Origin of the sequence: Actinosynnema sp. NPDC023658, assembly GCF_040639995.1 — a bacterium.
Lineage (GTDB): Bacteria > Actinomycetota > Actinomycetes > Mycobacteriales > Pseudonocardiaceae > Actinosynnema.
Genome location: NZ_JBFAAX010001247.1, coordinates 1 through 1,464 on the forward strand (window position 1 = coordinate 1; position 1,464 = coordinate 1,464).

A 1,464-nucleotide genomic window follows, 5' to 3' on the forward strand; every position below is an offset into this window, starting at 1 on the left:
CACCGACCGCACCACGTCCGGCCCGGTCACGAACACCTTCCCCGCCGGCGCCATGATCACCACGTCGGTCAACAGGGTGCCCGACACCGCGTCGGGGCTGACTCCCACCGCACTCCACAGGTCCCGGCGAGCGGCGGCGGTCGTGGGGGGCGTCCCGGTCGCAGCGGCGAGCGCGCGGAGGACCACGGCGGCGGTCACCTGCCCGTCGTCCAGCGCGTGAGCGTCCCCGCATGCGGCGCCGGCCAATTCGGCGAGCTCGAAGGCCGACTCGACGGGAACCGCGTCCGCCACGGCGCCCGGCGTGCGGGACGCCAGCGGAACGGTCCGCGCCAGCGTCCGCAACACCGCCATTGCGTGCCGGACCACGGTTTCGGCTTCGTCGCCAGCACGGATGAGTAGTCCTGTGCGGCGCAGTCCGTCCCGCCACGTGGTTCCCCATGGCGCGGCGTCCAGCCCGGATTCGGCTACGGCGCGCTCCCAGAACGCCCACAGGTCGACCTTCGTCACCTCACGCGCCCTGCTCGCCGCTTCCGGTCCCCGAGCGGGCTGCCGGTCAGTTCCGCAACCACGGTGACCAGTCCGTGGCCGATCGCCGAAGCCCTGAGCACGGCATCCAGCTCGGTCAACCGGATCCTGCTCCGCCCTTGGGGCACGGTGCGGCCGAGCAGCCTGGACAGGTCTTCGGCCGCCTGGTAGTCCAGGTCCGCGACGACGGCTCCGGTCGACAAAAGTCCGTTGCCCTCCAGCTTGCGAACCGAACGCCACAGCGGTTCCAGACCGGCCAGGTAGTCGCGGGCCGGTGCGGGGATGTGGTCGGCCACGGCTCAGCCCGTCGATCGCAGGTAGTGCCGGTTGCCGCCGTCCCAGTGCACGTGGGTGGCGGCTGCCGCGGTTCCCTCGGCCCGGCGGATCTCGTAGACGTCGTCGCTGGGAATCTGAGGGTAGGCGCCCCACAGCGCGTGGCCGGTCATGCAAAAGTCGACGTCCATGCGCACGAGCAGGCCCGTCAACCCGGCGATGGTCCGCTCGTCGACCTTGACGAATGCGCCGTCAATTAGGATCAGGCGAAGCACACTGCCGCAACTGCTGTCTCGAGTCGGGTTTCCGACAGAAGGGCGACCTCGACAACGCTCGATCTCGCATGAGGCGCCATTTATTGGCGCTGTTTGGTCCGCATCTGGCCCAAAACGTGTCTAATAGCGCTAAGGGATATATCATGTCGATTGTATTTGCGGCGGAAATAGGTGTGGATGCGTTCGGCGTCCCAGCCGGGGCGTCGTCCCAATCGCACGATGTAGTCTTGAGTCGGCTTTGACGGCAACCTTGTTTTTTTAACGACTTCGGCCGGTCGGTCCCCGCTTCGGATGTCGTGGTGCACGCGTCTGCTGGTGTCGTCGTCGTACATCATGAGAACCGGACCCTCTCCACGACGCTAAGAACCGTCGTGACTGCAGGTAAATGCCG

The 1,464-nt window shown here is 67.4% G+C and carries 3 protein-coding genes; all 3 read right to left on the reverse strand.

Annotation, left to right across the window (positions count from 1 at the left end):
* A partial coding sequence (locus tag AB0G02_RS39945) for a TIGR02679 domain-containing protein (protein WP_360805664.1) occupies positions 1-507 on the reverse strand: 507 nt, incomplete at its 3' end.
* The gene (locus AB0G02_RS39950) at positions 504-821 is read right to left on the reverse strand and encodes a TIGR02679 domain-containing protein (protein WP_360805667.1); all 318 of its coding nucleotides are present in this window, start codon (positions 819-821) and stop codon (positions 504-506) included. The genes AB0G02_RS39945 and AB0G02_RS39950, both read right to left, overlap by 4 nt.
* A gap of 3 nt (positions 822-824) precedes the next feature.
* On the reverse strand, positions 825-1,073 hold the full coding sequence (locus tag AB0G02_RS39955; RefSeq protein WP_360805670.1) for a hypothetical protein: 249 nt from the start codon (positions 1,071-1,073) through the stop codon (positions 825-827).
* Between the last annotated feature and the right edge of the window lie 391 nt (positions 1,074-1,464).